This is a genomic window from Candidatus Pelagibacter sp. HIMB1611 (assembly GCF_052047715.1).
Lineage (GTDB): Bacteria > Pseudomonadota > Alphaproteobacteria > Pelagibacterales > Pelagibacteraceae > Pelagibacter.
Genome location: NZ_JBNAJM010000001.1, coordinates 1,007,451 through 1,030,019, shown reverse-complemented (window position 1 = coordinate 1,030,019; position 22,569 = coordinate 1,007,451). Strand labels below are relative to the sequence as shown.

At 27.9% G+C, this 22,569-nt stretch carries 27 protein-coding genes and 1 tRNA gene; 10 read left to right on the top strand and 18 right to left on the bottom strand.

Annotated elements, in window-relative coordinates; translation table 11 throughout:
- Positions 1 to 5: 5 nt before the first annotated feature.
- On the bottom strand, positions 6 to 584 hold the full coding sequence (locus tag ACTTAS_RS05565; RefSeq protein WP_440678636.1) for a thioredoxin domain-containing protein: 579 nt from the start codon (positions 582 to 584) through the stop codon (positions 6 to 8).
- On the bottom strand, positions 581 to 1,069 hold the full coding sequence (locus ACTTAS_RS05560; RefSeq protein ID WP_440678635.1) for a DUF721 domain-containing protein: 489 nt from the start codon (positions 1,067 to 1,069) through the stop codon (positions 581 to 583). Before ACTTAS_RS05560 ends, ACTTAS_RS05565 begins: the two co-directional genes overlap by 4 nt.
- On the opposite strand from ACTTAS_RS05560, the gene ACTTAS_RS05555 reads away from it, so the two are divergent.
- Entirely contained in the window at positions 1,070 to 2,056 is a 987-nt protein-coding gene (locus tag ACTTAS_RS05555; protein ID WP_440678634.1) for an A/G-specific adenine glycosylase, read from the top strand.
- Positions 2,053 to 3,198, top strand: coding sequence for an FAD-dependent monooxygenase (locus ACTTAS_RS05550; RefSeq protein ID WP_440678633.1), 1,146 nt, complete (start codon positions 2,053 to 2,055; stop codon positions 3,196 to 3,198). Before ACTTAS_RS05555 ends, ACTTAS_RS05550 begins: the two co-directional genes overlap by 4 nt.
- Here the strand turns inward: ACTTAS_RS05550 and ACTTAS_RS05545 are convergent.
- The 3 genes from ACTTAS_RS05545 to ACTTAS_RS05535 form a co-directional block, all read right to left on the bottom strand.
- Positions 3,195 to 4,265, bottom strand: a complete 1,071-nt coding sequence (locus tag ACTTAS_RS05545) for a site-specific DNA-methyltransferase (protein ID WP_440654814.1) — start codon at positions 4,263 to 4,265, stop codon at positions 3,195 to 3,197. The genes ACTTAS_RS05550 and ACTTAS_RS05545 overlap by 4 nt on opposite strands.
- A gap of 105 nt (positions 4,266 to 4,370) precedes the next feature.
- Positions 4,371 to 4,931 carry a ribonuclease HII gene (locus ACTTAS_RS05540; protein WP_440678632.1) on the bottom strand — a complete coding sequence of 187 codons (561 nt, stop codon included), beginning with the start codon at positions 4,929 to 4,931 and terminating at the stop codon, positions 4,371 to 4,373.
- Positions 4,931 to 5,647 carry a uracil-DNA glycosylase gene (locus ACTTAS_RS05535; RefSeq protein WP_440678631.1) on the bottom strand — a complete coding sequence of 239 codons (717 nt, stop codon included), beginning with the start codon at positions 5,645 to 5,647 and terminating at the stop codon, positions 4,931 to 4,933. Before ACTTAS_RS05535 ends, ACTTAS_RS05540 begins: the two co-directional genes overlap by 1 nt.
- 14 nt (positions 5,648 to 5,661) lie before the next feature.
- On the opposite strand from ACTTAS_RS05535, the gene ACTTAS_RS05530 reads away from it, so the two are divergent.
- The 4 genes from ACTTAS_RS05530 to ACTTAS_RS05515 all read left to right on the top strand — a co-directional run bounded on the left by ACTTAS_RS05530 (position 5,662) and on the right by ACTTAS_RS05515 (position 9,577).
- The gene (locus tag ACTTAS_RS05530; RefSeq protein ID WP_440678630.1) at positions 5,662 to 7,350 is read left to right on the top strand and encodes a tetratricopeptide repeat protein; all 1,689 of its coding nucleotides are present in this window, start codon (positions 5,662 to 5,664) and stop codon (positions 7,348 to 7,350) included.
- Positions 7,347 to 8,189, top strand: coding sequence for a 4-(cytidine 5'-diphospho)-2-C-methyl-D-erythritol kinase (locus ACTTAS_RS05525; protein ID WP_440678629.1), 843 nt, complete (start codon positions 7,347 to 7,349; stop codon positions 8,187 to 8,189). The genes ACTTAS_RS05530 and ACTTAS_RS05525 overlap by 4 nt, the downstream gene beginning before the upstream one ends.
- 34 nt (positions 8,190 to 8,223) lie before the next feature.
- Positions 8,224 to 8,297 (top strand) — tRNA-Gln (locus ACTTAS_RS05520).
- A 5-nt stretch (positions 8,298 to 8,302) separates the two neighbouring features.
- A complete protein-coding gene (locus ACTTAS_RS05515; RefSeq protein WP_440678628.1) occupies positions 8,303 to 9,577 on the top strand; it encodes a CCA tRNA nucleotidyltransferase in 1,275 nt (424 codons plus the stop codon).
- Here ACTTAS_RS05515 and greA read toward each other — a convergent pair.
- From greA to ACTTAS_RS05500, 3 genes are read right to left on the bottom strand one after another with little or no spacing between them, the layout of a single operon-like run.
- The gene (gene greA / locus ACTTAS_RS05510; protein ID WP_440633748.1) at positions 9,574 to 10,050 is read right to left on the bottom strand and encodes a transcription elongation factor GreA; all 477 of its coding nucleotides are present in this window, start codon (positions 10,048 to 10,050) and stop codon (positions 9,574 to 9,576) included. The two genes, ACTTAS_RS05515 and greA, sit on opposite strands and share 4 nt — an antisense overlap.
- Before the next feature lie 3 nt (positions 10,051 to 10,053).
- Positions 10,054 to 10,881, bottom strand: a complete 828-nt coding sequence (gene hemF, locus ACTTAS_RS05505; protein WP_440672675.1) for an oxygen-dependent coproporphyrinogen oxidase — start codon at positions 10,879 to 10,881, stop codon at positions 10,054 to 10,056.
- Position 10,882: 1 nt separating this feature from the next.
- Entirely contained in the window at positions 10,883 to 11,341 is a 459-nt protein-coding gene (locus ACTTAS_RS05500; RefSeq protein WP_440650960.1) for a tRNA (cytidine(34)-2'-O)-methyltransferase, read from the bottom strand.
- Positions 11,342 to 11,432: 91 nt separating this feature from the next.
- Here ACTTAS_RS05500 and petA point away from each other — a divergent pair, with 91 nt between their 5' ends.
- From petA to ACTTAS_RS05485, 3 genes are read left to right on the top strand one after another with little or no spacing between them, the layout of a single operon-like run.
- Positions 11,433 to 11,945, top strand: a complete 513-nt coding sequence (gene petA / locus ACTTAS_RS05495) for a ubiquinol-cytochrome c reductase iron-sulfur subunit (protein ID WP_075506393.1) — start codon at positions 11,433 to 11,435, stop codon at positions 11,943 to 11,945.
- Positions 11,946 to 11,955: 10 nt separating this feature from the next.
- Positions 11,956 to 13,218, top strand: coding sequence for a cytochrome b (locus ACTTAS_RS05490; protein WP_440613798.1), 1,263 nt, complete (start codon positions 11,956 to 11,958; stop codon positions 13,216 to 13,218).
- Positions 13,219 to 13,240: 22 nt separating this feature from the next.
- Positions 13,241 to 13,999, top strand: coding sequence for a cytochrome c1 (locus ACTTAS_RS05485; RefSeq protein WP_440647128.1), 759 nt, complete (start codon positions 13,241 to 13,243; stop codon positions 13,997 to 13,999).
- Here ACTTAS_RS05485 and ychF read toward each other — a convergent pair.
- Genes ychF through lgt form a run of 7 tightly spaced genes read right to left on the bottom strand, consistent with a single transcriptional unit; the run spans position 13,976 to position 19,890 of the window.
- Positions 13,976 to 15,049 carry a redox-regulated ATPase YchF gene (ychF, locus tag ACTTAS_RS05480; RefSeq protein WP_262589762.1) on the bottom strand — a complete coding sequence of 358 codons (1,074 nt, stop codon included), beginning with the start codon at positions 15,047 to 15,049 and terminating at the stop codon, positions 13,976 to 13,978. The genes ACTTAS_RS05485 and ychF overlap by 24 nt on opposite strands.
- Positions 15,049 to 15,609 carry an aminoacyl-tRNA hydrolase gene (pth, locus tag ACTTAS_RS05475; RefSeq protein WP_440618927.1) on the bottom strand — a complete coding sequence of 187 codons (561 nt, stop codon included), beginning with the start codon at positions 15,607 to 15,609 and terminating at the stop codon, positions 15,049 to 15,051. The genes ychF and pth overlap by 1 nt, the downstream gene beginning before the upstream one ends.
- 40 nt (positions 15,610 to 15,649) lie before the next feature.
- Positions 15,650 to 16,339 (bottom strand): 50S ribosomal protein L25/general stress protein Ctc, encoded by a 690-nt coding sequence (locus tag ACTTAS_RS05470; protein ID WP_440650963.1) that lies wholly within the window; start codon positions 16,337 to 16,339, stop codon positions 15,650 to 15,652.
- 45 nt (positions 16,340 to 16,384) lie between these two features.
- Positions 16,385 to 17,317 (bottom strand): ribose-phosphate pyrophosphokinase, encoded by a 933-nt coding sequence (locus ACTTAS_RS05465; RefSeq protein WP_440618924.1) that lies wholly within the window; start codon positions 17,315 to 17,317, stop codon positions 16,385 to 16,387.
- Between the two features lie 9 nt (positions 17,318 to 17,326).
- Positions 17,327 to 18,085 (bottom strand): peptidoglycan editing factor PgeF, encoded by a 759-nt coding sequence (gene pgeF, locus ACTTAS_RS05460; RefSeq protein WP_440678627.1) that lies wholly within the window; start codon positions 18,083 to 18,085, stop codon positions 17,327 to 17,329.
- A complete protein-coding gene (locus tag ACTTAS_RS05455) occupies positions 18,078 to 19,127 on the bottom strand; it encodes an SAM-dependent methyltransferase (RefSeq protein ID WP_440678626.1) in 1,050 nt (349 codons plus the stop codon). Before ACTTAS_RS05455 ends, pgeF begins: the two co-directional genes overlap by 8 nt.
- Positions 19,111 to 19,890 (bottom strand): prolipoprotein diacylglyceryl transferase, encoded by a 780-nt coding sequence (gene lgt, locus ACTTAS_RS05450; protein ID WP_440678625.1) that lies wholly within the window; start codon positions 19,888 to 19,890, stop codon positions 19,111 to 19,113. The genes ACTTAS_RS05455 and lgt overlap by 17 nt, the downstream gene beginning before the upstream one ends.
- 32 nt (positions 19,891 to 19,922) lie before the next feature.
- On the opposite strand from lgt, the gene ACTTAS_RS05445 reads away from it, so the two are divergent.
- Positions 19,923 to 20,174 carry a hypothetical protein gene (locus ACTTAS_RS05445; protein WP_075506383.1) on the top strand — a complete coding sequence of 84 codons (252 nt, stop codon included), beginning with the start codon at positions 19,923 to 19,925 and terminating at the stop codon, positions 20,172 to 20,174.
- Here ACTTAS_RS05445 and ACTTAS_RS05440 read toward each other — a convergent pair.
- The 3 genes from ACTTAS_RS05440 to ACTTAS_RS05430 are packed head-to-tail and all read right to left on the bottom strand — an operon-like array spanning position 20,152 to position 22,559.
- Positions 20,152 to 21,471 carry an ATP-binding protein gene (locus ACTTAS_RS05440; RefSeq protein ID WP_440678624.1) on the bottom strand — a complete coding sequence of 440 codons (1,320 nt, stop codon included), beginning with the start codon at positions 21,469 to 21,471 and terminating at the stop codon, positions 20,152 to 20,154. The two genes, ACTTAS_RS05445 and ACTTAS_RS05440, sit on opposite strands and share 23 nt — an antisense overlap.
- The gene (locus tag ACTTAS_RS05435; RefSeq protein ID WP_440613806.1) at positions 21,452 to 22,129 is read right to left on the bottom strand and encodes a response regulator; all 678 of its coding nucleotides are present in this window, start codon (positions 22,127 to 22,129) and stop codon (positions 21,452 to 21,454) included. The genes ACTTAS_RS05440 and ACTTAS_RS05435 overlap by 20 nt, the downstream gene beginning before the upstream one ends.
- The gene (locus ACTTAS_RS05430; protein ID WP_428080895.1) at positions 22,122 to 22,559 is read right to left on the bottom strand and encodes a MarR family winged helix-turn-helix transcriptional regulator; all 438 of its coding nucleotides are present in this window, start codon (positions 22,557 to 22,559) and stop codon (positions 22,122 to 22,124) included. The genes ACTTAS_RS05435 and ACTTAS_RS05430 overlap by 8 nt, the downstream gene beginning before the upstream one ends.
- Between the last annotated feature and the right edge of the window lie 10 nt (positions 22,560 to 22,569).

Genomic DNA, 22,569 nt, shown 5'->3' with positions numbered 1-22,569 from the left:
CTAACTTATATCATTTTTTCTAGGGCTTTTTTTAAATTTTTATAATTAAGTTTTTTTTCGAATTTTTCGTTGTTTATTATTATCGTGGGAGTTGAGTTTACCTTGAAGTTTTTAGAACCATCTATTCGGTCATTTAACACAAAATCCTCAATATTTTTGTTATTCACACAAGATTCAAAATCGATAGAGAAACCTTCATTTTTTAAAAATATTTGAAGATTTTTATTTGCCTCTTCAATAGAGCTTCCCTTTACCCATTTTTGTTGGTTAGCATATAAACTTTCTAAAATATCAGCATTACCATCATTTTTACATTGAGCAACTTTTGAAGCGTTGAAGGCAGCAATATCTAAAGGAAAATGCCTAAATTCTATTTTAGCAAGACCTGTGTCCAGATATTCTTTTTTAAGTTCTGGATAAACATTTTTATGAAAATTAGCACAATGGCTGCAAGTTAGTGACTCAAACGCAATTATAGTTATTTTTGCGTCTTTATTTCCAACAATAATTCTTTTTATTTCTTCAGCGTTTAAATTTGAAAAGCTTCCCAAAACAATTATGGCAAGTAATATAATTTTTTTCATTTTTCTTTATAAACTTTTGTTAATTCTGTTAATGATTTTTTAATCTTTTCGTTTTTAACATCTTTGATTTTATCTCGATATTTACTAATTGCCACATTATTAGAATTAATTTCATTCAAACTGCTAGTTTTTTGTTTGTCATCAAAGCTAATAAATTTAAGCTTTTCAACAACATCGTAGCCGAAAAAATTATTCATTTTATCTAAAATATTTTTTTTTGAATATTCCACATCTACTTCATGGCCCCTTTTAACCATTACAACTAAAGTACTGACACCAAATCGATTTGAGTTTTTGAATGTTTTTGGGAAACAAACTTTAAACAATTCATTTCCAACTAAATATTTCCAATTACTCAGTGTTTCTGAATATATATGACCTTTTTTACTAATAATTTTTTTTAGATTTTTTGGCAAAGTGTCTTTGAAAGATCTTAACCCTTGAATGCTAGTATTTCTCTGCTTAGTATTATTTTTAAATTGCATATGAAAGATCTAATAATAACAAATAAAATTCTCAATTGGTACGATATAAATAAGAGATCTTTACCTTGGAGAAATAAGGTTTCACAAGAAAAGAAACAATACTTTACATTGGTTAGCGAGTTCATGTTGCAACAAACTCAGGTTGCTACTGTGATACCTTATTTTAATAGATTTATTAAAAATATTCCTAATATTGAAAAGTTATCAAAATATAATGATAGAAAATTAATCAAACTTTGGGAAGGTCTTGGATATTATTCAAGAGTTAAAAATTTAAAAAAAACTGCTCAAATAATTGTTAAAAAATTTAACAAAAAAATACCTAGAGATTTTTATGAATTAAAATCATTACCAGGTATTGGTGATTATACAGCAAGTGCAATTTCAGCAATTGCATTTAACAAGCCAATAGTTCCTTTGGATGGAAATATTGAAAGAGTATTAAAAAGATATCTGTATTTAAAGAAACAAAGTCAAATTAAAAAAGAATTCTTACAAGATCAAAAAAAAATTTTTGGCACATCAACAAAAAGATCAAGCGATTATGCTCAAGCTTTGATGGAACTGGGTGCATTAATTTGTAAACCTACAAACCCTACATGCAATAAATGTCCATTATCTAATAATTGCAAAGCTTTTAAAAATAAAAATTTTGATTTAGTGAAATTTAAGAAAATTAACAAGGAAACATATTATAAATTAAATGTTTATAAAAAAAATAATCAATATTTATTAATCAAAAATAATAAATTTAATTTTTTGAAAAATTTAAATATTTTTCCAATGGATCAATTAAATAATCCTAAAAATTTTGATAAAGATTTAAATTTTAAAATATCTAATATGAATATGAATATTAAAATTGAATATAAAAAGAAGCATAACTTTGACAAAAATATTAATTGGATAAATCCTGCAAAGCTTGAAAATTATGTACTTCCAACATTTACCAAAAAGATAATAAAATTTTTAGAAAGCCAAAAATGAAAAAAGTAGCAATTATTGGCGCAGGTATTTCGGGTCTGTTTATAGCTAACTTATTCAAAGGAAATAAAGATTATCAGGTCAAAATTTATGAAAAAAAAACTTCATTAGAAACAGGGAAAGGTTATGGCATTCAATTATCTGTTAATAGCGTAAAGTTATTAAACAAATTAGGCTTTTCTTCCTTGTCAGACAAAGAGAAATTTAATCCAAAAAAAATTGACTTTTATCAAATTAAAAAATCAAAGAAAATTTGTGATTTAAATATTTCAGAATTTAATTCTGATGATTGTAAGTATACAACATTGAAAAGATCAAAATTACTTCAGTTCCTAATAAATCGACTGGATAACAATACAATCCAGTTTAACTGCAGTTTAGATGAGATAGAATACAGTAATGATTCAATAAATTTAACTTTTGATAAAGAAAAAATAACTTGTGATCATTTAGTTATTTCAGATGGTGTATTTTCAAAAGGAAAGTCATTAATTTCAAATAATAATTCAGAACCAATTTACAATAACACTATCGCTGTCAGAGCCAGTGTATCCAAAGAAAGTCTTGATAATATAAACGAGGAGAATATTTCTTTATTTTTAGGATCAGATTTTCATTATGTATTATATCCACTTAATAATGATAAAAATTTTAATTTTATTGGGATATTGAAGAATAAGTTAAATTCTGATCAGCAAAAAAATCACAATCTTTGTAATGAAAGTACATTTATTGAGAGCATTAAACAAAAATTATCCGAAAAAATTTCATCAAAAGTATTTCAGAGCCTTGAAGATATAAAATTGTTTCCAGTGTTTGTAAGTAAAAATCCATTTATTCCTCCAAAAAATATTTATTTAGTTGGAGATGCTTTTTTTGTATTCTCTCCTTCTTTTGCTCAGGGAGCCTCACAATCAATAGAAGGAGCTAATCAATTACATGAAGTTATAATTAACCAAAAAAATGATTTTTATAATTCTAGATTAGAGAGAGCAAAAATGATTAATAGAAGATCTGATTTTAATCAATTTGCTTTTCATTTATCAAATCCGATTATGATCTTTTTTAGAAATATTTTTTTAAAGCTTTTGACAAAAAATAAAAAATTTCTGCAAAGTTATTTAGGTAAAATTTATAAAGATTAATTTTTAGAAATTAATCTTTGTCTCAAGTAATCGATTGGGTAGGTTCGTCCATTAATATCACAATGCCAAAATGTCCAACCATTGCAGCTTTCAGCTCCTAAAATAGTAGCTGCAACTTTATGTATAGAACCTTCCGCTTGGTTGTGCTTGATGCTACCATCAGCCATTATTCTTGCTGTTATTTTTTTCTTATTATCAAAAATATTTGTTCCAGGCTTAATTATTCCAAGCTCTACCAACGATCCAAATGGAATTCTTGGTTTTGATCTGTTATTTTTAAGTGTATCTAATAAATCATCTTCAATTGGTTTGGTAGCCTTTAAACGTTCCTCAGCAGCTTTAAAATAATTCTTTTCTTTTTCTATACCAAAATAATTTCTCCCTAGTTTTTTTGCAACTGCAGCAGAAGTTCCAGAACCTAAAAAAGGATCAAGAACTAGATCATTTTTATTTGATGTAGCTAGTAAAATTCTATGTAAAAGTGATTCTGGTTTTTGAGTAGAGTGAATTTTTTTTCCATTTTTTTTAAGTCGTTCAGAACCACTACAAATAGGAAGACTCCAATTAGATCTCATCTGGAGATCATCATTTAAACATTTCAAAGACTGATAATTGAATGTGTATTTTGATTTTTCACTCTTCGAAGCCCAAATTAAAGTCTCATGAGCATTTGTAAATCTTGTGCCTCTAAAGTTAGGCATTGGATTATTTTTATTCCAGATGACATCATTTAGTATCCAGAAACCTAGATTTTGTATTGCAGTTCCTACTCTAAAAATATTATGGTAACTACCTATAACCCAAATAGCTCCATCCTTTTTCAAAATCCTTTTGCATTCATTAAGCCATTCATACGTAAACTCATCATATTTTTTAAAATTTTCAAATTGATCCCACTTGTCGTTTACAGCGCTTACTTTTGATCTATCTGGTCTAGTCAATTCACCTTTTAATTGTAAATTATATGGAGGGTCAGCAAAAATTAAATCAAAAGTTTCACGTGGAATTTTTTTTAATTCTTCGAGACTGTTTCCGTTAATTATTTTATTTTTAAAATCAGATTTCATTTGTAAAAAATTAATTAGACTCCAAATGGATTCCTCGGTCAACCTGTGATTGAAAAAATTAGATTCGATTTGTGTATCGAATCTTAATGATAACTAGATGTAGTATTAAGTTAATCTAGATATAGGAGAGAAAGTTTTTCTATGATGTTTGGTTATGCCTAGTTTCTTTAATGCTTGTAAGTGTTGTTTAGTTCCATATCCAAAATTTTTATCCCAATGATAACCTTTGTTTTTTTTTGACAGAGTAGCAACTAATCTATCTCTTGATACTTTTGCTATTATAGAGGCTGCAGAAATTGATGGAATTTTTTTATCACCCTTTATGATCGATTTTAATTTATAATTTTTTAAATTTGGAATTTTGTTTCCATCTATCAATACAAGAGTTGGTTTTTTTTTTAATTTTAATATAGCTCTTTTCATAGCCAGTAAACTTGCGTTAAGTATATTGAGTTTTTCAACCTCGTTAACAGAAGCTTTGCCTAATGACCAAATTGAATTTTTTTTAATATAATTAAAAAGGTATTCTCTCTTTTTTTTACTCAACACTTTTGAGTCTTTTAAAATTTTTGGATCCGCAGATTTCTTGAGAATGACAGCAGCAGCATAAACAGGACCTATTAAACTACCTCTGCCGACCTCATCAACACCAGCTATTAATTTCATTAAATTGTTAATTTTAACTCTTTAACTTTTTCTCTTATTTTTTTTAAATCTTCCCATGAATATTTTTTATTATCTGGATATCTAATTAAATAAGAAGGGTTAAAAGTTATCATTAAAGGATAAGTATTATTATTTAAAATTATTTCCTTCCATTTACCTCTTTCTGAAGATATTTTTTCATTAATCCCAGTAACAGCTTCCATAGCTGTGCTACCCATTAAAATTATAATTTTGGGATCAATAATAGATATATGTTCTTTTAAAAAGTTTGAGTAACGTTTAATTTCTTGTGAAGTTGGTTTTCTATCCTCTGGTGGTCTAAAATTTATTGCATAACTTGTATAAATATTTTGTCTCTTAATATTTATTGCTATTAACATTTTGTCTAAAAGCTCTCCACTTTCTCCTTTAAAAGGGTTTCCAACTTTGTCTTCAATTTCGCCTGGTGCTTCTCCGATTAACATTATAGGACTATCAATATTTCCTTCTCCAAGAACAATATTTTTGGAATTATTTCTTAGTTTACAATTTTCAATTGAATTTAATTGTTTCTTTAGAATTTCTAATAAATCTTGTTTATTTCTTTGATTGATATCACTTTCTTTTTTGACCTCAGAAAACCTATTAATAGGTTTTTTATTAAATACAAAATTGGCTTCTATTGTATTTATTAATTCTTCGTTTAATTTGTCGTTTTGATTTATCAATTTTTTCACCTTACAAGGATTAAATGATATCTAAAATATTTAAAATCATATTGTTGTTAGTGTTATCCTATCAGACACCCGTTTATTCTAAAAGTACAAGTTTTAATGATTTCAACTCAAGAGATTTATCTAATTATTTTTCAGGTATTATAGCTTATGAAAATAGAGATAATTCAGAAGCTTTAAAATATTTCAATTTAAGTAAAGTTTTATTAAACAGCCATGACAATTATTTAAAAAGATACGTTAATTCTCTTGTATTGGAAAACAAAGTAGCTCAAGCAATTAATGTTATAAAAAATAACTCAAAAAAAAGTAATTCCAATTTTTTTGATGCATATGTTTTATTAATAATTGATAGTTTGAAAAAAAATGATTTTGATAAAGCTGATATTTACTTAGATCAAAGTTTGAGATTTCAGGAAGAAAATAGAATTAATCTAGTAATTTTTGAGACTTTAAAGCAGTACATTTACACTTTTAAAAATAAAAAACTTTTACCTAATAAGAAAAATTTTGGAAACTTATCATTAATAGCTGAGGCATTTCAAAGATGTCATTATAATGATCAAAGAACCAGCTCTTTCTTTTTAAATTTAATCAACAGTCAACAAGGTGATTATTCAAGATATATATTTTTTTATATAAATTATCTTATTCAGAATAAGGAGTTTGATCAGGCAAAGTCAGCAATTGATCAAATTGATTATATTGGCTCAACACTTTTGTTAACTCAAACCAAAAGCTGGATAGATAATAATAAGTTTAAAAGTTTTGAAAAAATTTTCTCATGTGGAAACCACAATGATATAATTAGTGAATTTTTATTTTTGATATCAAATCTTTATTCATCACAAGATAATTTTGAAAAATCAAATTTTTATTTAAATTTATCAATATACTTAAATCCTAAATTTGAATTTAATTTATCCCTTGTTGCAGAAAATTTCTTTGCAGATGGTGAATACAACAAGGTAAAAAAAATAGTAAGAAAATTTAAAGAGACTGATGAGTTTTATTATTGGTTTAGAGTTAAAAAAGAAGCGCAAATAATAGTGAAAGAACAAAATTATGAAAAGGGCACAAGCTATATCGAGTCTAAATTTAAAAATATTGAAAAACCTAATCCAAAGATGATTTTTGATTTAGCGAATTTTTACAAAAACTCTAAAAATTATGAACTTGCAATTGATAATTATTCAAGATTAATCTCCTCACTAGAGGATACATCTGTAATTAAATCAGATATTTTATATCGAAGAGGTGGGAGTTACGAAAGATTAGGTAATTATGAGAAGTCAGATGAAGATTTACTTCATGCATTAAGAATAAGACCTAATGATGCATATGTCCTAAATTATCTTGCTTATTCTTGGTTAGAACGTGATTACAAAATAGATGAAGCGATGGAAATGTTAAAAATAGCATATGATTTAAAAAGTAATGATCCCTATATTATTGACTCAATTGGTTGGGCATATTTCTTGATAGAGGAATATAAAGAAGCAGAAAAATATTTAAAAAGAGCTGTAGAATTAATGCCTGATGACCCAATAGTAAATGATCATTACGGAGATATATTGTGGAAGCTAGATCAAAAAATTCAGGCGAGATATTTTTGGAATAGTGTGTTGAGCTTTGATGATACTGAAGATGATATGAGAGAAAATATAAACAAAAAATTGATTACTGGCTTTAAATCTATTCAATGAAATTAAATTTAAAGTCTCATGCTAAAATCAATTTAGCTCTCAATGTAACAGGAAAAAATAAATCATTACATAAAATTGAAAGCATCATTAGTTTTATTGATTTGTGTGATGTTATTTCAATAAAAAAAAAAAGAGGTGAAAAACATAATATTTCTTTTCAAGGGAAATTTGCGAAAGGTATTGGAAAAAAAAATACTGTTCAAAAACTCTTTCAAATACTAGATCGAGAAAAATTATTGCTAAATCAAAAATTTAGAGTTTCTATAACAAAGAATATTCCTCAAAAAGCAGGACTTGGTGGTGGTTCTATTAATGCTGCGAGTATTTTAAATTTTTTAAATAAAAAAAAGGTAATTAAAATTAGTGAAAAGAAAATTTTGGAGGTTTGCTCAGAAATAGGGTCTGATGTTATTTTAGGTATAGACCCATCTAGCTCAGTTTTACTTTCAAACAATAAAATCAAAAAATTTTTTAATTGTCCGACTCTAAATATGCTTTTAATAAAGCCCAATTTTGGTTGTGCGACAAAAAAAATTTATTCTAACGTTAAAAATTTTAAAAAACCAAAATTTAATAATCCAAAAAAAAATATGTTTGGTTATAAATTTTTAAAAAATCAAAGTAATACTTTAGAAGATGTTGCAATTTCAAAATACCCACAAATAAAAAAGATTAAGTTATTTTTAGAAAAGACTAATAATCCTGAGTTTGTAAGAATGACTGGGTCTGGATCTACAGTTATTGCATACTATAAATCAGTCAAAGACTGTAATTCAGCAAAAGTTCAATTTAAGAGGAAATTTAAAAATTGTTGGTTGTATGTATCAAAAACTATATAAATTTATTTTTTTTGTGTTATAGGAACTATAATATTGGGGCGTAGCCAAGCGGTAAGGCACGGGTTTTTGGTACCTGCATCCTAGGTTCGAATCCTAGCGCCCCAGCCATATATATGGATAAATTTTTAGATAAAATTTTTTTTAGGTCCAAAAATCTTAATTACATAAGTAAAAATATAAAAAACATATCCGAGAACACTCCTGCAAAAAAAATTTTTGAAGCAATTAACAATTATTCTGAAAATAGTGAATTAAGATTTGTTGGAGGATGTATTAGAAAAATTATAAATCGAGAAGAAGTAGATGACATTGATTTAGCAACTAACATTACACCAGATGAAGTTTGTGATGCACTAAATAAACATCAAATTAAATTTTTTGAGTCAGGTAAAGAACACGGCACGATAACTGCAGTAATAAATGAAAAAAACTATGAAATTACTTCACTTAGAAAAGACGTTGCTACAGACGGAAGACATGCAAAAGTTGAATTTACTTCTGATTGGAAAGAAGATTCAAAAAGAAGAGATTTTACAATTAATGCTATTTACTCTGATAGTTTAGGAAATTTATTTGATCCACAAAATGGTAAGCTAGATTTAAATAAAGGTGTTTTAAAATTTATTGGAGATCCAGAAAAAAGAATTCAAGAGGATTATTTAAGAATATTAAGATATTTCCGTTTTCATATTAATTACTCAACTGAAAATCATAAAACAGAGATAATTAAAATATTTAAAAAAAATATCAAAGGTATTTCGAACTTATCTGCTGAAAGATTATTAGATGAATTTAAAAAGACAGTTAAATCAAAAAATTTTCTCAAATTATTTGAAGATCAACAAAGTTTAGAAATATTAGAAATAGTATTTCCACAATTTAAAAATATTAATCATTTTAAGAAGCTAAATGCATTCAGTTCTAAAGCTATCAGTAGCTTTGACTTTATTTTTATAATTGCATTACTGATTATTGATGAAACAGACAATACTGATTATTTTATTTACAAATTTAAAATCTCAAAAAAAGATCAAAAGAGGCTCAAATTAATTCATTATTTTTTCAAAGAAAATGTGAATATTAAAAGTTTTACAGAAAAAAACTTTAATAAAATATTTTACTATAATGGCAGACAAACCGTGATTGATATAATTAATTTTAAATTGTTCTTTTCAAGTAAGGTAGAAAATAAATTATTAAAATTACTTAAAATTTATGAAAATAAAACATTGCCTGAATTAAAAATTGGAGCAAATATTTTAATGTCTAAGTATAAAATTCCTGAGGGTAAAATTTTAGGTAATAAATTAAAACTTATTGAAGAAACCTGGGTTCAAAATGGATTTCAAATTTCAGATAAACAAGTTGAAAAAATTGTAAAAAGTTAAATATATTTAACGTCTTTAATTTCAAAATTCTTTGTGCCTGAGGGGGTGTTTATTTCCACAAGATCACTTTTATTTTTACCTATTAATCCTTTTCCAATTGGTGACTGAAAGAAAATTAATTTTTGTTTTAAGTCAGCCTCATCTTTTCCAACAATTTTATAATTTATTTTTTCTCCACTATCTAAGTCTTCTAAATATACAGTTGATCCAAAAATTACTTTGCCCTCATTATTTAATTTAGTTACATCAATTACATTAGCTCTAGCTATTATGTCGTTTATTTCAGTAATCCTACCTTCATTGTGAGATTGTTCTTCCTTTGCAGCATGATATTCGGCATTTTCTTTGAGATCTCCATGCGATCTTGCTTCAGCAATTGCAGCAACTATTTCAGGTCTTTTCTTTTCTTTTAAAAAAATGAGTTCTTCCTCTAATTTTTTTAGACCATTTGAAGTTATAGGTTCTTTTTCCATTTTTTATTTCCACTTTGCTAAGGGAGGTAATGACATTAAAATTCCTTCAACATTACCACCAGTTTGTAATCCAAATTTAGTTCCTCTGTCATACAGTAAATTAAATTCTGCGTAACGACCTCTCTTAATATACTGCTTCTCTTTTTCTTTTAAAGACCATTTTTTGTTAATTTTTTTTCTAATAATTTCATTAAAAATCATTTGAAAAGTAATACCAACATCTCTTACAAATTTAAAATCTTTTTCGAAATTATCATCTTTATAATCAAAAAAAATTCCCCCAATTCCTCTAGCTTCTTTTCTGTGGGGTAAATAAAAATATTCATCGCACCATTTTTTATATTTTTTATAATAATTTTTATTATGTTGATCACACATTAACTTTAAAGTTTTATGAAATTTATTTTTTTCATTATCATCTTTGATGGCTGGGGTTACATCCATTCCCCCTCCAAACCAATTTTTTTGAGTGCTGATATATCTTGTATTAAAATGCATAGCTGGAATGTGTGGATTTTGCATATGCATAACTATTGAAATTCCTGAAGCCCAAAATCTAGGATCTTTCTCAGCTCCTGGTATATTTTTTTGAAATTTTTTAGGAAATTTTCCATATACCTTTGAGAAATTTACTCCTACTTTTTCAAAAATTTTTCCATTTTTTAAAATTCTATATTCACCACCTCCTTCATCTTTTTTAGAGTTTCTTTTCCAAGAAGTTGATACAAATTTTATTTTGTTGTTTTCTAATTCAAGTATGTCATTACAAATTGCATTTTGTAATAATTTGAACCAATTGCTAGCTAGGTCTTTTTTAATTGAATTGTCCATATTACATTAAATTATTTTGCCTTAAACTTTCAGCCAAAACTATTGCAACTGAGGATGCTATATTTAGAGATCTCGCATTTTCATTCATTGGAATTTTTAGACGATCACCAATCAGCTTATGAACCTTCTCTGGAACACCAGCACTCTCTCTTCCAAATAATATTGTATCATCAGCTTTAAAATTAAATTTAGTATAATTTATAGAACCCTTTGTTGTCATTAAAACAATTCTTTGATTCTTTTTTTCTTCAAAAAAATGTTCTGCACTTTGGTAGAATTTAATTTTACCATAGTCCATGTAGTCCATGACAACTCTTTTAAACCTTTTGTCAGATAATAAAAATCCACAAGGCTCAATAATTTCTAATTCCGCCCCTAAACAGGCACACGTTCGTATAATTGCAGCTGTATTCTGTGGAATATCTGGCTCGTATAGTGAAATTTTAGGTCTAGGTTTCATCCGTAATGTGTCATTCTTTCAGTAGAAAAATTACTGTTATCTTATAAGAAATCGTATATTAAATTAATTTTTTAACAAAAAACTATTTAAAATGTCAGATAAAAAGCCAAAAAAAAGAAGAGATTTTTTATTTACAGCGACCACAGCTGTAGGTGCAGTTGGAGCTGCAGCAGTAGTGTGGCCCATGGTAGATCAAATGAACCCAGATGCTTCAGTTAAAGCATTAGCAAGTACCGAGGTAGATGTAAGTTCAGTCAAACCTGGAAACACAATTACAGTTCTATGGAGAGGAAAACCAGTTTTTATTAGAAGAAGAACACAAGAAGAGATCGACGAAGCAAGATCTGTTAAAATGGAAGAATTAATTCATCCAGAAAAAGATGAGGATAGAGCAAAAAATCCTGAATGGTTAGTCATGCTTGGAGTTTGTACTCATTTAGGATGCGTGCCTTTGAATGACAAAGGTGATTATAATGGATGGTTTTGTCCTTGTCACGGTTCTCACTATGATACGTCTGGAAGAATTAGAAAAGGACCAGCTCCTTGGAATATGGAAGTTCCAAAATATGAATTCGTAAACGCAAACACAATTAAAATAGGATAGTACAGCTGTTATGAGTGATCACGATTATCAACCTAAATCAAAAGTTGGTCAATGGTTTAATGATAGATTACCGTTACTAACTCTTGCAAACCATTTAACGGATTATCCTACTCCAAAAAATTTAAATTACTGGTGGACATTTGGAGGAATTTTAACTTTTTGCTTAATCACACAAATTATAACAGGATTAACTTTGGCAATGCATTACATTGCTCATGCTGACATGGCATTCGAAAGTGTTGAGCATATAATGAGAGATGTTAACTACGGATGGTTAATTAGATACATACATGCAAATGGTGCATCGATGTTTTTTCTTGCTGTGTATATTCATATCTTTAGATCGTTATTTTATGGTTCTTACAAAGCACCAAGAGAAATAATTTGGATTATAGGTATAGTAATTTACTTGTTAATGATGGCAGCTGCATTCATGGGCTACGTCTTACCTTGGGGACAAATGAGTTTCTGGGGAGCAACTGTTATTACAAATTTATTTAGTGCAATCCCGTTAGTAGGTGAGGGAATTGTAACATGGTTATGGGGTGGATACTCAGTTGATAATCCAACTTTAACAAGATTTTTTACTCTACATTATTTAATCCCATTCTTAATAGCAGGACTTGTAATTTTACATATATGGGCTCTGCATGTACCTGGAAATAATAATCCAGTTGGTATTGATATCAAAAAACCATCTAAGGATACTGTCCCATTCCATCCATACATTGTTATTAAAGATGGTTTTGCATTATTAATGTTTATGATTGTTTTTGCATTTTTTGTTTTTTATACGCCTAATATTTTGGGTCACGCAGATAATTACATAGAGGCAAATCCTATGGTAACTCCAGCTCATATAGTTCCAGAATGGTATTTGTTACCTTTTTACGCAATACTAAGATCGGTACCGGATAAACTACTTGGAGTAATTGCAATGCTATCTGCTATTTTAATACTTGCAGCTTTACCTTGGCTAGATACTTCAAAAATTAGATCAGCAGTATTTAGACCTTTGTATAAACAGTTTTACTGGATTTTAGTAGCAGACGTTTTAATTCTTGGTTACATGGGAGCAATGCCTGCAGAAGGTCTTTATTTATTAATTGCAAGAGTAGCCACTGCCTATTATTTCTTACATTTCTTGGTTATTCTCCCTGTGCTTGGATTTAAAGAGAGAACATTACCTGTTCCACTAAGTATAACAGAGCCTATTTTAGGTGGATCACCAAACTTAGCAGCCGCAAAACACAGAGAAAGTAAAATAAAATAAAGTGAAAAAGTTATTTAAACTAATTTTAATACTTTCATTTTTTTCTCTAAATAGTGTCCAAACATTTGCTGCAGAAAAAGTAGATTATCTTAAAACAGATTGGAGTTTTAAAGGTCTTTTTGGAAAATTTGATAGAGCAGCTCTTCAAAGAGGATATCAAGTTTATACGGAAGTTTGTGCTTCTTGCCATTCAATGAAATATTTGAGCTATAGAAATTTATCAGAAGAGGGTGGACCAGAGTTTTCAGAGGCAGCTGCAAAAGCAATCGCTGCTTCTTTTGAAGTTACAGATGGACCAAATGCTGATGGTGAAATGTTTACTAGACCTGCAAAACTTTCGGATAAATTTGTAATGCCATACGAAAATGTAAAAGCCGCACAAGCAGCTAACGGAGGAGCTTATCCACCAGATATGTCTGTTTTAGTTAAAGCTAGAGGTGGTGGAGTTGATTATATTTATTCTTTACTTCAAGGCTATGAAGATCCACCAAGTGGAGTAACTTTGGATGATGGAGTTTATTACAACAAATATATGTATGGTAATAAGATCAGAATGGCAGCACCATTATCAGATGGAATTGTAGAGTACGGGGATGGTACTAATGCATCAGTTGAACAGATGTCAAAAGATGTAACAACATTTTTAATGTGGGCTGCGGAGCCTCACTTAGAAGCAAGACACCAAATGGGATTTAAAGCTATAGTATATTTGATTATTTTAACTATTTTAGTTTACTTTAGTATGAAGAAAATTTGGTCACGTGTTGAATCTGAAGTTTAATACATCTCCATCTTTAACAATATAATCTTTTCCTTCTAATCTCATTTTCCCGTTTGCTTTAGAATTTACCCATCCATCATTTGCTATAAAATCTTCATAAGAAATAGTTTCAGCTCGAATAAACCCTTTTTCAAAATCAGTATGTATTTCACCTGCTGCCTTAGGAGCTGTACAATTTTTTTTAATTGTCCATGCTCTTGTTTCTTCAGGACCTGATGTAAAATAAGTATCTAGCTCTAGAATATTGTAACCTTTTTGAATTAACATATTTAATCCAGTTTCTTTTAAACCTATCATTTCCATATAATTTTTTTTCTCTTCAGCAGGTAGCTCATTAATTTGATTTTCAATATCAGCGGATACAATTAGTGTATTTTCATTCCCAAATTTTTCTATGAAATCATTTGTATATTTATTACCATTTTGAACGCTTTGTTCATCGACATTACAAACATATATTTTTGGCTTAATTGATAATAAACCGCTTTGATTTAATTGCTTCGTATCAAATTGTGTTTTTAGAACTGAAATATCTTTATCATTATTTATGCAATCTAGAGCAATTTCTAAAATTTTAAGTTGTTCCTCATCTACATTTTTTTTGTTATTTTTTTCCAATCTTTTTTGAATACTTTCAAGATCTGCAAGCATCATTTCAGTTTCAATAATTTCCAAATCTCTCACTGGGTTTACATCAGGATTAACATTTTGGATATCATCTGAATCAAAACATCTAATCATATGAATTACAGCATCAACTTCTCTGATATGAGAAAGAAATTTATTTCCTAATCCTTCTCCTTTTGAAGCTCCTTTTACAAGACCAGCAATATCAACGAATGAAATTGTGGTATTAATTACCTTTTTAGAGTTAGAGACTTTTGATAATTTAGACAATCTTTCATCTGGTACGGGAACTACACCAACATTTGGATCAATTGTACAAAATGGAAAGTTAGCTGCTTGTGCTTTACTAGAATTTGTTAGTGCATTAAAAAGCGTAGACTTACCAACATTTGGCAAACCAACAATTCCACATTTAAAACTCATTATTTATTATTAACTGTACTTGAAAATAGATCTAATTTTTTTTCAATTAATATTGAAATTGACTCAGTAATATTATTTGTAATTTTTTCTAATCCAACCATTTCATCTTCATCAAAGTTTTGAAGTACAAAATCACTTACTTCCATATTATCTTTTGGTTTCCCAATACCAATTCTCACTCTAGAATAATCTTTACCAATAAATTTATCTATTGAAGCTATACCATTATGACCTGCACTAGATCCACCAAACTTAGCTTTTATTTTTCCAAATTCCACATCCAAATCATCATGAAAAACTATGACATCCTCGGCATCAATTTTAAAATATTCTATTAATTCTCTTATACAAATTCCTGAATTATTCATGAAAGTTAAAGGTTTAATTGCATATATTTTTTTGTCTCCAACATTTCCTGTTGTAAGCAAACCCTTAAATTTTGGTTTCTGTTTTGATAGGCCAAATTTTTTATTTATGGAGTCTATAATTTTAAAACCTACATTATGTCTATTATTTTCACTATCGGGCGTTGGGTTACCTAGTCCTACAAATAAAAGCATAAAAATTTTTTAATGGAAAACAAACTTCAGTCTAAATAATTTATTTTTTTTCTTCAGCAGGCTTCTCTTCGCCCTCAGCAGCTGGTTTATCGCCTTCAGCTGGTGCAGCAGCCTCGGCACCCGCTTCACCCTCTGCAGCTTCAGCTTCAGCTGGTTTTTCTGGCTCTTTCATTACAGTTGGAGCCGCAAGTGTTGCAATAACGAAATCTCTACCTTGAATAGTTGGTACAACTTCAGGATCTAGATTAATTGACGATATTTTAAAACTTACTCCAATATCAATACCATCTAAATCAATTAAAAGATTGTCAGGTATTTTTTCACTTGGACATTTTAATTCAACTTTTCTTCTTACAATATTTAATACTCCACCTTTTTTTAATCCAGGTGATTTTTCATGATTAATAAATTTAACTGGAACCTCAATTCTAATTTTTAGACCAGGCACAACTCTTAAAAAATCAACATGTATAGGTTCGTCTGACAAGATGTGATATTTTACTTCTCTTGGAAGTACATTTTGTGGTTTACCGTTTACATTTAATGTAAGAATTGTAGATAAAAAATTTGAGTCTTCTAACATCGACTTTAGCAGTTTCTTAGATATAGAAACTTTTTCGTTTTGAGCTTCACCGCCGTAAATTATAGCCGGAACTTCTCCATTATCTCTTAGTGAGTTAAGCTCGCCTTTTGTTTTAGTATCTCTGATGTTAGCTTCTAAAGTATTCATAAAAACAAGGGTTTTTAGCTCAAGATCCTTAATAACACAAGGTAATTATTTAAATAAATCAGATACAGAAGTAGAATTTGATATTCTTTTAATTGCTTCACCCATTAGCCCTGAAATAGATAAAACTTCAATGTTTTTTGCACCTTTTATTTTGTCACTATTATCAATTGTGTCTGTAATTACTAAATTTTTGATAACAGAATTTTTAATTTTTTTGACCGCTTCACCACTAAGTACACCGTGAGTAATATAAACGTAAACTTCTTTTGCACCTCTATCTTTTAGAGCTTTAGCTGCATTTACAATTGTTCCACCCGAGTCGATGATATCGTCTACAATTATACATGTCTTACCTTTTACATCCCCAATCACATTCATAACCTGAGATTGTCCTGGCTTAGGTCTTCTTTTATCTACTATAGCTAGACCAACATTTAAAAGTTTTCCAAGAGATCTTGCTCGCTCAGTACCACCCACATCTGGAGCAACACAAATCATATTTTTACTTTTAATTTTTTTCTTAACGTGTCTTGCAAAAATAGGAGTAGCAAACAAGTTATCTACTGGAATATCAAAAAATCCTTGAATTTGTCCTGCGTGCAAATCTACTGTTACAACACGATCTGCTCCTGCTTTTGTAATCAGGTTAGATACTAGTTTTGCTGAAATTGAAGTTCTTGGGACAACTTTTCTATCTTGTCTTGCATAACCAAAATATGGAATTACAGCAGTTATATTTTTGGCAGATGATCTTTTTAAAGCATCTATGCATAATAAAAGTTCCATTAAGTTATCGTTAGCTGGTGAAGAAACAGATTGAATAATAAAAATACTATTTCCTCTTATGTTTTCATTAATCTCAACATAAATTTCACCATCAGAAAAATTTCTAATACTTGAATTGACTAATTTAGATTTTAAATATTTAGCAATATTCTTACTAAGAGGTTTATTGCTATTTCCTGATAATAATTTCATGAAAAAAACCTAATTAAGCATAATTATTGAAATATTTCTACCATAATCAGCATGATTTAAACTTTTTGATCTTCTAGCACTAAAAAATTTATTTTTAGTATCGAATGTATCAACTTCAATTTTTTCTATTTTTTTCACACCAGACTTAAGAATTAATGATTTAACATAACTAGATAAGTTAAAATATAACTTTTCTTTACCCAATTTAAAAAATTTATGATTAGTTTTGTCTTTTCTTATAAATTTTTTATAAAAATCTTTTTGAACTTCATAATTTTTAACTGATATTGATGGACCTATAACTGCTGTAATATTTTTTGTTTTAGACCCTCTCTTAACCATAAATTTAATCACTTTTGATATAATTCCCTTAAAGGCACCTTTCCATCCTGAATGAATTGCAGCTATCATTTTTCTCTGATTGTCAAAAATAAGTATTGGTACACAATCTGCAGTCAAAACCGCAATAGGTAAATTTACTTGGTCAGTAATAATTGCATCAGCCTTAGGTTTTATTTTTGATTTATACTTTTTGTCAATAAACACGAATTTATTACTATGAATTTGATTAAGTAAAAAAATATTTTTTGAGTTCTTAGAAATTTTTTTCCTGACAATATTTAAATTTTTTTTTACACTTGCACTATTGTCATTTGAACCTGGACCACAATTTAAACTTTTATAAATATTTTTTGATACACCACCGATGCTATTAAAAAAACCATGTTTGATAGCTTTATTTTTTGAAAGCTTTTTAGATTTAATCAATTTGAAAACCTGTTTTAAATTTATTGTTTTTAATTTTAATTAACATTACCTTAAACAACTCCCCCATTTGTTTCTCATCAATTAAACGTCTAATTCTATAAAATAGATCTGTTTTTTGTGAGAAGGCTATATTATTACTTACAATCTCGGCTCTTTGCAAAATTCCCATACTTGTTAAGAATTTTTTTTGATTAGTAATTAGATGATCTAGTTTTTCAAATTGATTAATATAATTAGCATATAAATTAAAATTTAAATTGTATGTAATATCAGATTCGCCAATATCTTCTAATATGTTTGAAAATTTATGATCTTTTATTGCTTGAATAGTATTTTTTATTTTCAGATCTAAATATCCATAATCAATTATTAAAAGTCCACCATCTCTGTTCTCAATAATTTTACAAATTTTCTCTAGATACTTAAACGCTTCCGGAGAGTATTCAATAACATCTTGGTCCTTGGATATTTCAAATTTAAGTTTTTGCTCTATTGTTTTAATATCCACTTCTTTATCATTGAACTCAGCCTTTTTGTAAGTTTTTAAATTAACATACCTTTCAAACCAATTATTCTCCTTTTTAAAAAATTGCTTTATTGGAAGTGCATCAAAAAATTCGTTTGCAAGATAAATGCATGGAAATGTGTTATCGATTTCAACTTCATTTACCCAGATTATTTTTTCAGAATTTAAATTTTTTTTTTGTTCATCAATTAAATATGAGCTTTTTTCATGAATCATTAAATTACAGGAGTTAAAACAATCTGGAAAATTCTTTAATGTTTCAGATACAACTTTCATCATCTCTCCATTACCAGCGCCAAGTTCAATTAAGTTAAATTTTTTAGGTGAACCAATGCTTTTCCAAAAAGTTATTACCCAAATCGCAATTATTTCTGAAAATAGTCTTGTGATGTTGGGAGATGTAATAAAATCACCTTCCTTTCCAAAGGGATTTTTTTTCATATAATAACCATTTTCTTTATCGTAAAGAGCGTGATTTATAAATTGATCTAGAGGTAAATTAGTCGACTTGTTCATTTTTTTTCAAAAAGAAAATAATTAATCCAATTATCAAAAAGATAAAACTTATTAACTGACCCATAGTTAAATTGAATATTAGGTATCCCAATTGATCATCTGGAACTCTAAAAAATTCAACAATAAATCTAAAGATTGAATAGAAAATTAAAAATAATCCAGAAATAAATCCAGCTATAGCAAAATTTCCTCTATTTCTAAAATAAAGTAAAATTAAAAATAGAATTAAACCTTCTAATAATGCCTCATAAATTTGTGAGGGATGTCTTGGTTGATTATCTATTTGTATGAATGTAACTGCCCAAGGTAAATTAGTTATAGTTCCATAAAGTTCAGAATTTATAAAATTTGCAATTCTTCCAAAAAATATTCCAATAGGTGCAACTAGAGCGACGACGTCTAAATATAAAAACGCATCTTGATTATTTTTTTTTGCAAACAATATAGTTGCGATAACAATACCAATTACTCCTCCATGAAAAGACATGCCACCTTCCCATACTTTTAAAATATCTAATAGATTATTGATATAGAATTCAAAATTATAAAATAATACATATCCAATTCTTCCACCTAAAATAATTCCAATGATTAAGTAGGTTATATAATCATCAAAATTTTTATTTATTTCAGAGTTCTTTAAGAATAGTTTTTTTGCTATTAACCATCCAAATAAAATACCTGCAATATAAGCTAGCGAATACCATCTAATTTCTAAAGAAAATATTTCTATTGCAACTGGGTCAAAATTATTGATGAACATTTTAAATTATATCTATATTGTATATCCCAAATATGAAAAATTCTAAATTTATAATTGATAAATTTGCAAAACTACTAGAGCAGGGATTAATAACTTCAAAAGATTTATCATCTGAAATCTTAAATATATTTAAGTCAAAGAGAGATGAATTTGTTTTTAAAATGAAACTTACTAGCAAGGATGAATTTGAGATTCTTTCAAAGAGAGTAGAAAATTTAGAAAATAAAATTTCAAAATTAGAAACAAAAAAAAAGAAGAAAACTAGACCGGCAAAAAGATCTTAACTCTTAGCCCATTAAATTTTGATTTTTCCAGCACAATGTTTCCACCATGGGATTTGATAATATCAGACGCAATTGACAGTCCTAGACCAACACTAGATTTTGAATCATTTCTCCCTTTGTCCATCTTATAAAAAGGTTTAAATACGTTTTCATGTTCCTTTTTAGGTATCCCTGGACCGTCATCATCAATAATTATAAATAGGTTTGTATTTTTTTTGGTTAGGCTTATTTCAACTTTGTTTGCATATTTTAATCCGTTATCAATCAGGTTATTTAAAGATCTATTGATAAGGTTCTTTCTACCATTAATGTAAATTCTAGGAACTAAATTATGAGAAATGTTTTTATTATTATATTTTTTTATTATCTCTTCTATTTGTTCTGAAAGGTTAAACATTTCGTCCTTCTCAACATACGATGAACTTGTAAATTGCAGATATTCATTAAGCATTTTTTCCATTTCATTGATATCATCTGTTAACTTATCAACTGCATCTTTATCTTTAAGAAAAGCTAATTGTAGCTTCATTCTTGTTAAAGGAGTTCTTAAATCATGACTAATACCTGATAACATTTCAGTTCTCTGATTAAGATGTCTTTCAATTCTCTTTCTCATTTTGTCAAATTCATGACCTGCTTGACGTATCTCGAGTGCTCCCGAGGGTTTAAATTCTTCTATGTCTTCTCCTTTTCCAAATCTTTCAGCAGCGCGAGCTAAATTTGTAATTGGCCTCGTTTGGTTCTTTAAAAATATTAGTGAAATAATAACCATTATAATTGCAGGAACTGTAATCCATAGTGCAAATATTCTTGCAGAGGTACTAGTGACTCGATCTTTAGGAACTAAAAATTTAAAATATCCATCTTCATATTTTATTCTTAAATCAACTAGTTCTTTATAGTTTGTAGTATTAAACCAGAAGATCTTAGGAGAAAATTTAGACTTTAATTCTCTTCTTAAAGTTCGATCAATTGGACTAAACCATCTTTCTTTATTTTTATCACTTAATTTTTCATCAACTACCAATTCAATATTTAAATCTAGAAACAATGAAAAAAGATTATTCACTTCTTGCTTATCATTTTCCTCATTTTGATAAGCTTCTATAAAAGCACTAATCTCATTCACCAGAGTTCTGGTCATACCTTTATTAGTTTTAATCCACAAACTATCAAAGAAAACAATGGTGATTATTAATTGGATAGTAATTACAGGGACCGCAACAATTAAGAGTGCTCTATAAAATAATCTTTTTGGTAAAACTTTTTTTAAGAAATTATTCAATCCAGAGAACATATCCTGCACCTCTAATTGTTTGTAAAAACTTAGGACTTTTTTGGTCTATTTCAATTTTTTTTCTCAATCTAGTAATAATAACATCAATGGATCTTTCTTTATCCAAATTAATCAATTTTCCTATATCTTCTCTTGAAAATGTTTTTCCAGGACTATTAATCATTTTTTCTAAAATTGTCTTTTCAGTATTATTAATTTTAAATTCTTTTTGATCTCTAATAATTAAAAGTTTATTTAAGTCGATTTTGACATTTTCAAATTCAATAATTCTTTTTTGTTCAGTTTTTTTTGTCTTATCTAAAATGTTTTTTATTCTTAGAATTAATTCTTTAGGTTCAAATGGTTTAGGCAAATAATCATCTGCACCAACTTCAAGACCTTCTATTCTTTCCTTGGCTTCTCCTTTTGCAGTAAGAAGTATAATTGGAGTGTCTAGATTTTTTTTATTTTCTTCTACAAATTCCAATCCATTCTTTCCGGGCATCATTATATCGAGTACAATTAAATCAAACTTTATTATTTTTATTTTATCAGAGGCATCTTCAGCACTGTCAGCTGTAGTTACTAAATAATTATTTTCGTTTAAAAATTTTTTGACCAATGATCTAATACCATCGTCGTCATCAACTACTAAAATATGTGCTAAAAAATTATCCATTAATTATTTTATTTAATACATTGTCAAAATTAACAACCTCTTCTGAAGTTGAATTTAAAAGAGCTGAATAAATTCTTTTTTTTTGTAAATTAAAAATTTCTTCAAATATTTTCTTTCCTTTTTCGTTTAAAAACACATGTTTAACCCTTGTATCCTGATCATTTTTCTTAAATATGACGATGTCTAACTTTATTAAATCTTTTAAAACTCTATTAAGGCTCTGCTTAGTTACTTTTAATTTTTTAAGAAGATCTGAGATAGAGATACCTTCGTAAGATGAAATTAGGTGAATAACCTTATGGTGGGCCACACCAATTGAATATTTATCTAAAATTTTTTTAGAGTCAGAAAATGTTTCTCTGTAACTAACAAATAATTTTTCAATTAAACCCTTAAGTTGATCGTCTTTAAGATATAAAAGTTCTTTCATAATGGGTAAG

Bases quoted from the DNA above. Each gene is read 5' to 3' on its own strand.
- ACTTAS_RS05565 (WP_440678636.1), bottom strand. From the start codon at position 584: ATGAAAAAAATTATATTACTTGCCATAATTGTTTTGGGAAGCTTTTCA.
- ACTTAS_RS05560 (WP_440678635.1), bottom strand. From the start codon at position 1,069: ATGCAATTTAAAAATAATACTAAGCAGAGAAATACTAGCATTCAAGGG.
- ACTTAS_RS05555 (WP_440678634.1), top strand. From the start codon at position 1,070: ATGAAAGATCTAATAATAACAAATAAAATTCTCAATTGGTACGATATA.
- ACTTAS_RS05550 (WP_440678633.1), top strand. From the start codon at position 2,053: ATGAAAAAAGTAGCAATTATTGGCGCAGGTATTTCGGGTCTGTTTATA.
- ACTTAS_RS05545 (WP_440654814.1), bottom strand. From the start codon at position 4,265: ATGAAATCTGATTTTAAAAATAAAATAATTAACGGAAACAGTCTCGAA.
- ACTTAS_RS05540 (WP_440678632.1), bottom strand. From the start codon at position 4,931: ATGAAATTAATAGCTGGTGTTGATGAGGTCGGCAGAGGTAGTTTAATA.
- ACTTAS_RS05530 (WP_440678630.1), top strand. From the start codon at position 5,662: ATGATATCTAAAATATTTAAAATCATATTGTTGTTAGTGTTATCCTAT.
- ACTTAS_RS05525 (WP_440678629.1), top strand. From the start codon at position 7,347: ATGAAATTAAATTTAAAGTCTCATGCTAAAATCAATTTAGCTCTCAAT.
- ACTTAS_RS05515 (WP_440678628.1), top strand. From the start codon at position 8,303: ATGGATAAATTTTTAGATAAAATTTTTTTTAGGTCCAAAAATCTTAAT.
- greA (WP_440633748.1), bottom strand. From the start codon at position 10,050: ATGGAAAAAGAACCTATAACTTCAAATGGTCTAAAAAAATTAGAGGAA.
- hemF (WP_440672675.1), bottom strand. From the start codon at position 10,881: ATGGACAATTCAATTAAAAAAGACCTAGCTAGCAATTGGTTCAAATTA.
- ACTTAS_RS05500 (WP_440650960.1), bottom strand. From the start codon at position 11,341: ATGAAACCTAGACCTAAAATTTCACTATACGAGCCAGATATTCCACAG.
- petA (WP_075506393.1), top strand. From the start codon at position 11,433: ATGTCAGATAAAAAGCCAAAAAAAAGAAGAGATTTTTTATTTACAGCG.
- ACTTAS_RS05490 (WP_440613798.1), top strand. From the start codon at position 11,956: ATGAGTGATCACGATTATCAACCTAAATCAAAAGTTGGTCAATGGTTT.
- ychF (WP_262589762.1), bottom strand. From the start codon at position 15,049: ATGAGTTTTAAATGTGGAATTGTTGGTTTGCCAAATGTTGGTAAGTCT.
- pth (WP_440618927.1), bottom strand. From the start codon at position 15,609: ATGCTTTTATTTGTAGGACTAGGTAACCCAACGCCCGATAGTGAAAAT.
- ACTTAS_RS05470 (WP_440650963.1), bottom strand. From the start codon at position 16,339: ATGAATACTTTAGAAGCTAACATCAGAGATACTAAAACAAAAGGCGAG.
- ACTTAS_RS05465 (WP_440618924.1), bottom strand. From the start codon at position 17,317: ATGAAATTATTATCAGGAAATAGCAATAAACCTCTTAGTAAGAATATT.
- ACTTAS_RS05455 (WP_440678626.1), bottom strand. From the start codon at position 19,127: ATGAACAAGTCGACTAATTTACCTCTAGATCAATTTATAAATCACGCT.
- lgt (WP_440678625.1), bottom strand. From the start codon at position 19,890: ATGTTCATCAATAATTTTGACCCAGTTGCAATAGAAATATTTTCTTTA.
- ACTTAS_RS05445 (WP_075506383.1), top strand. From the start codon at position 19,923: ATGAAAAATTCTAAATTTATAATTGATAAATTTGCAAAACTACTAGAG.
- ACTTAS_RS05440 (WP_440678624.1), bottom strand. From the start codon at position 21,471: ATGTTCTCTGGATTGAATAATTTCTTAAAAAAAGTTTTACCAAAAAGA.
- ACTTAS_RS05435 (WP_440613806.1), bottom strand. From the start codon at position 22,129: ATGGATAATTTTTTAGCACATATTTTAGTAGTTGATGACGACGATGGT.
- ACTTAS_RS05430 (WP_428080895.1), bottom strand. From the start codon at position 22,559: ATGAAAGAACTTTTATATCTTAAAGACGATCAACTTAAGGGTTTAATT.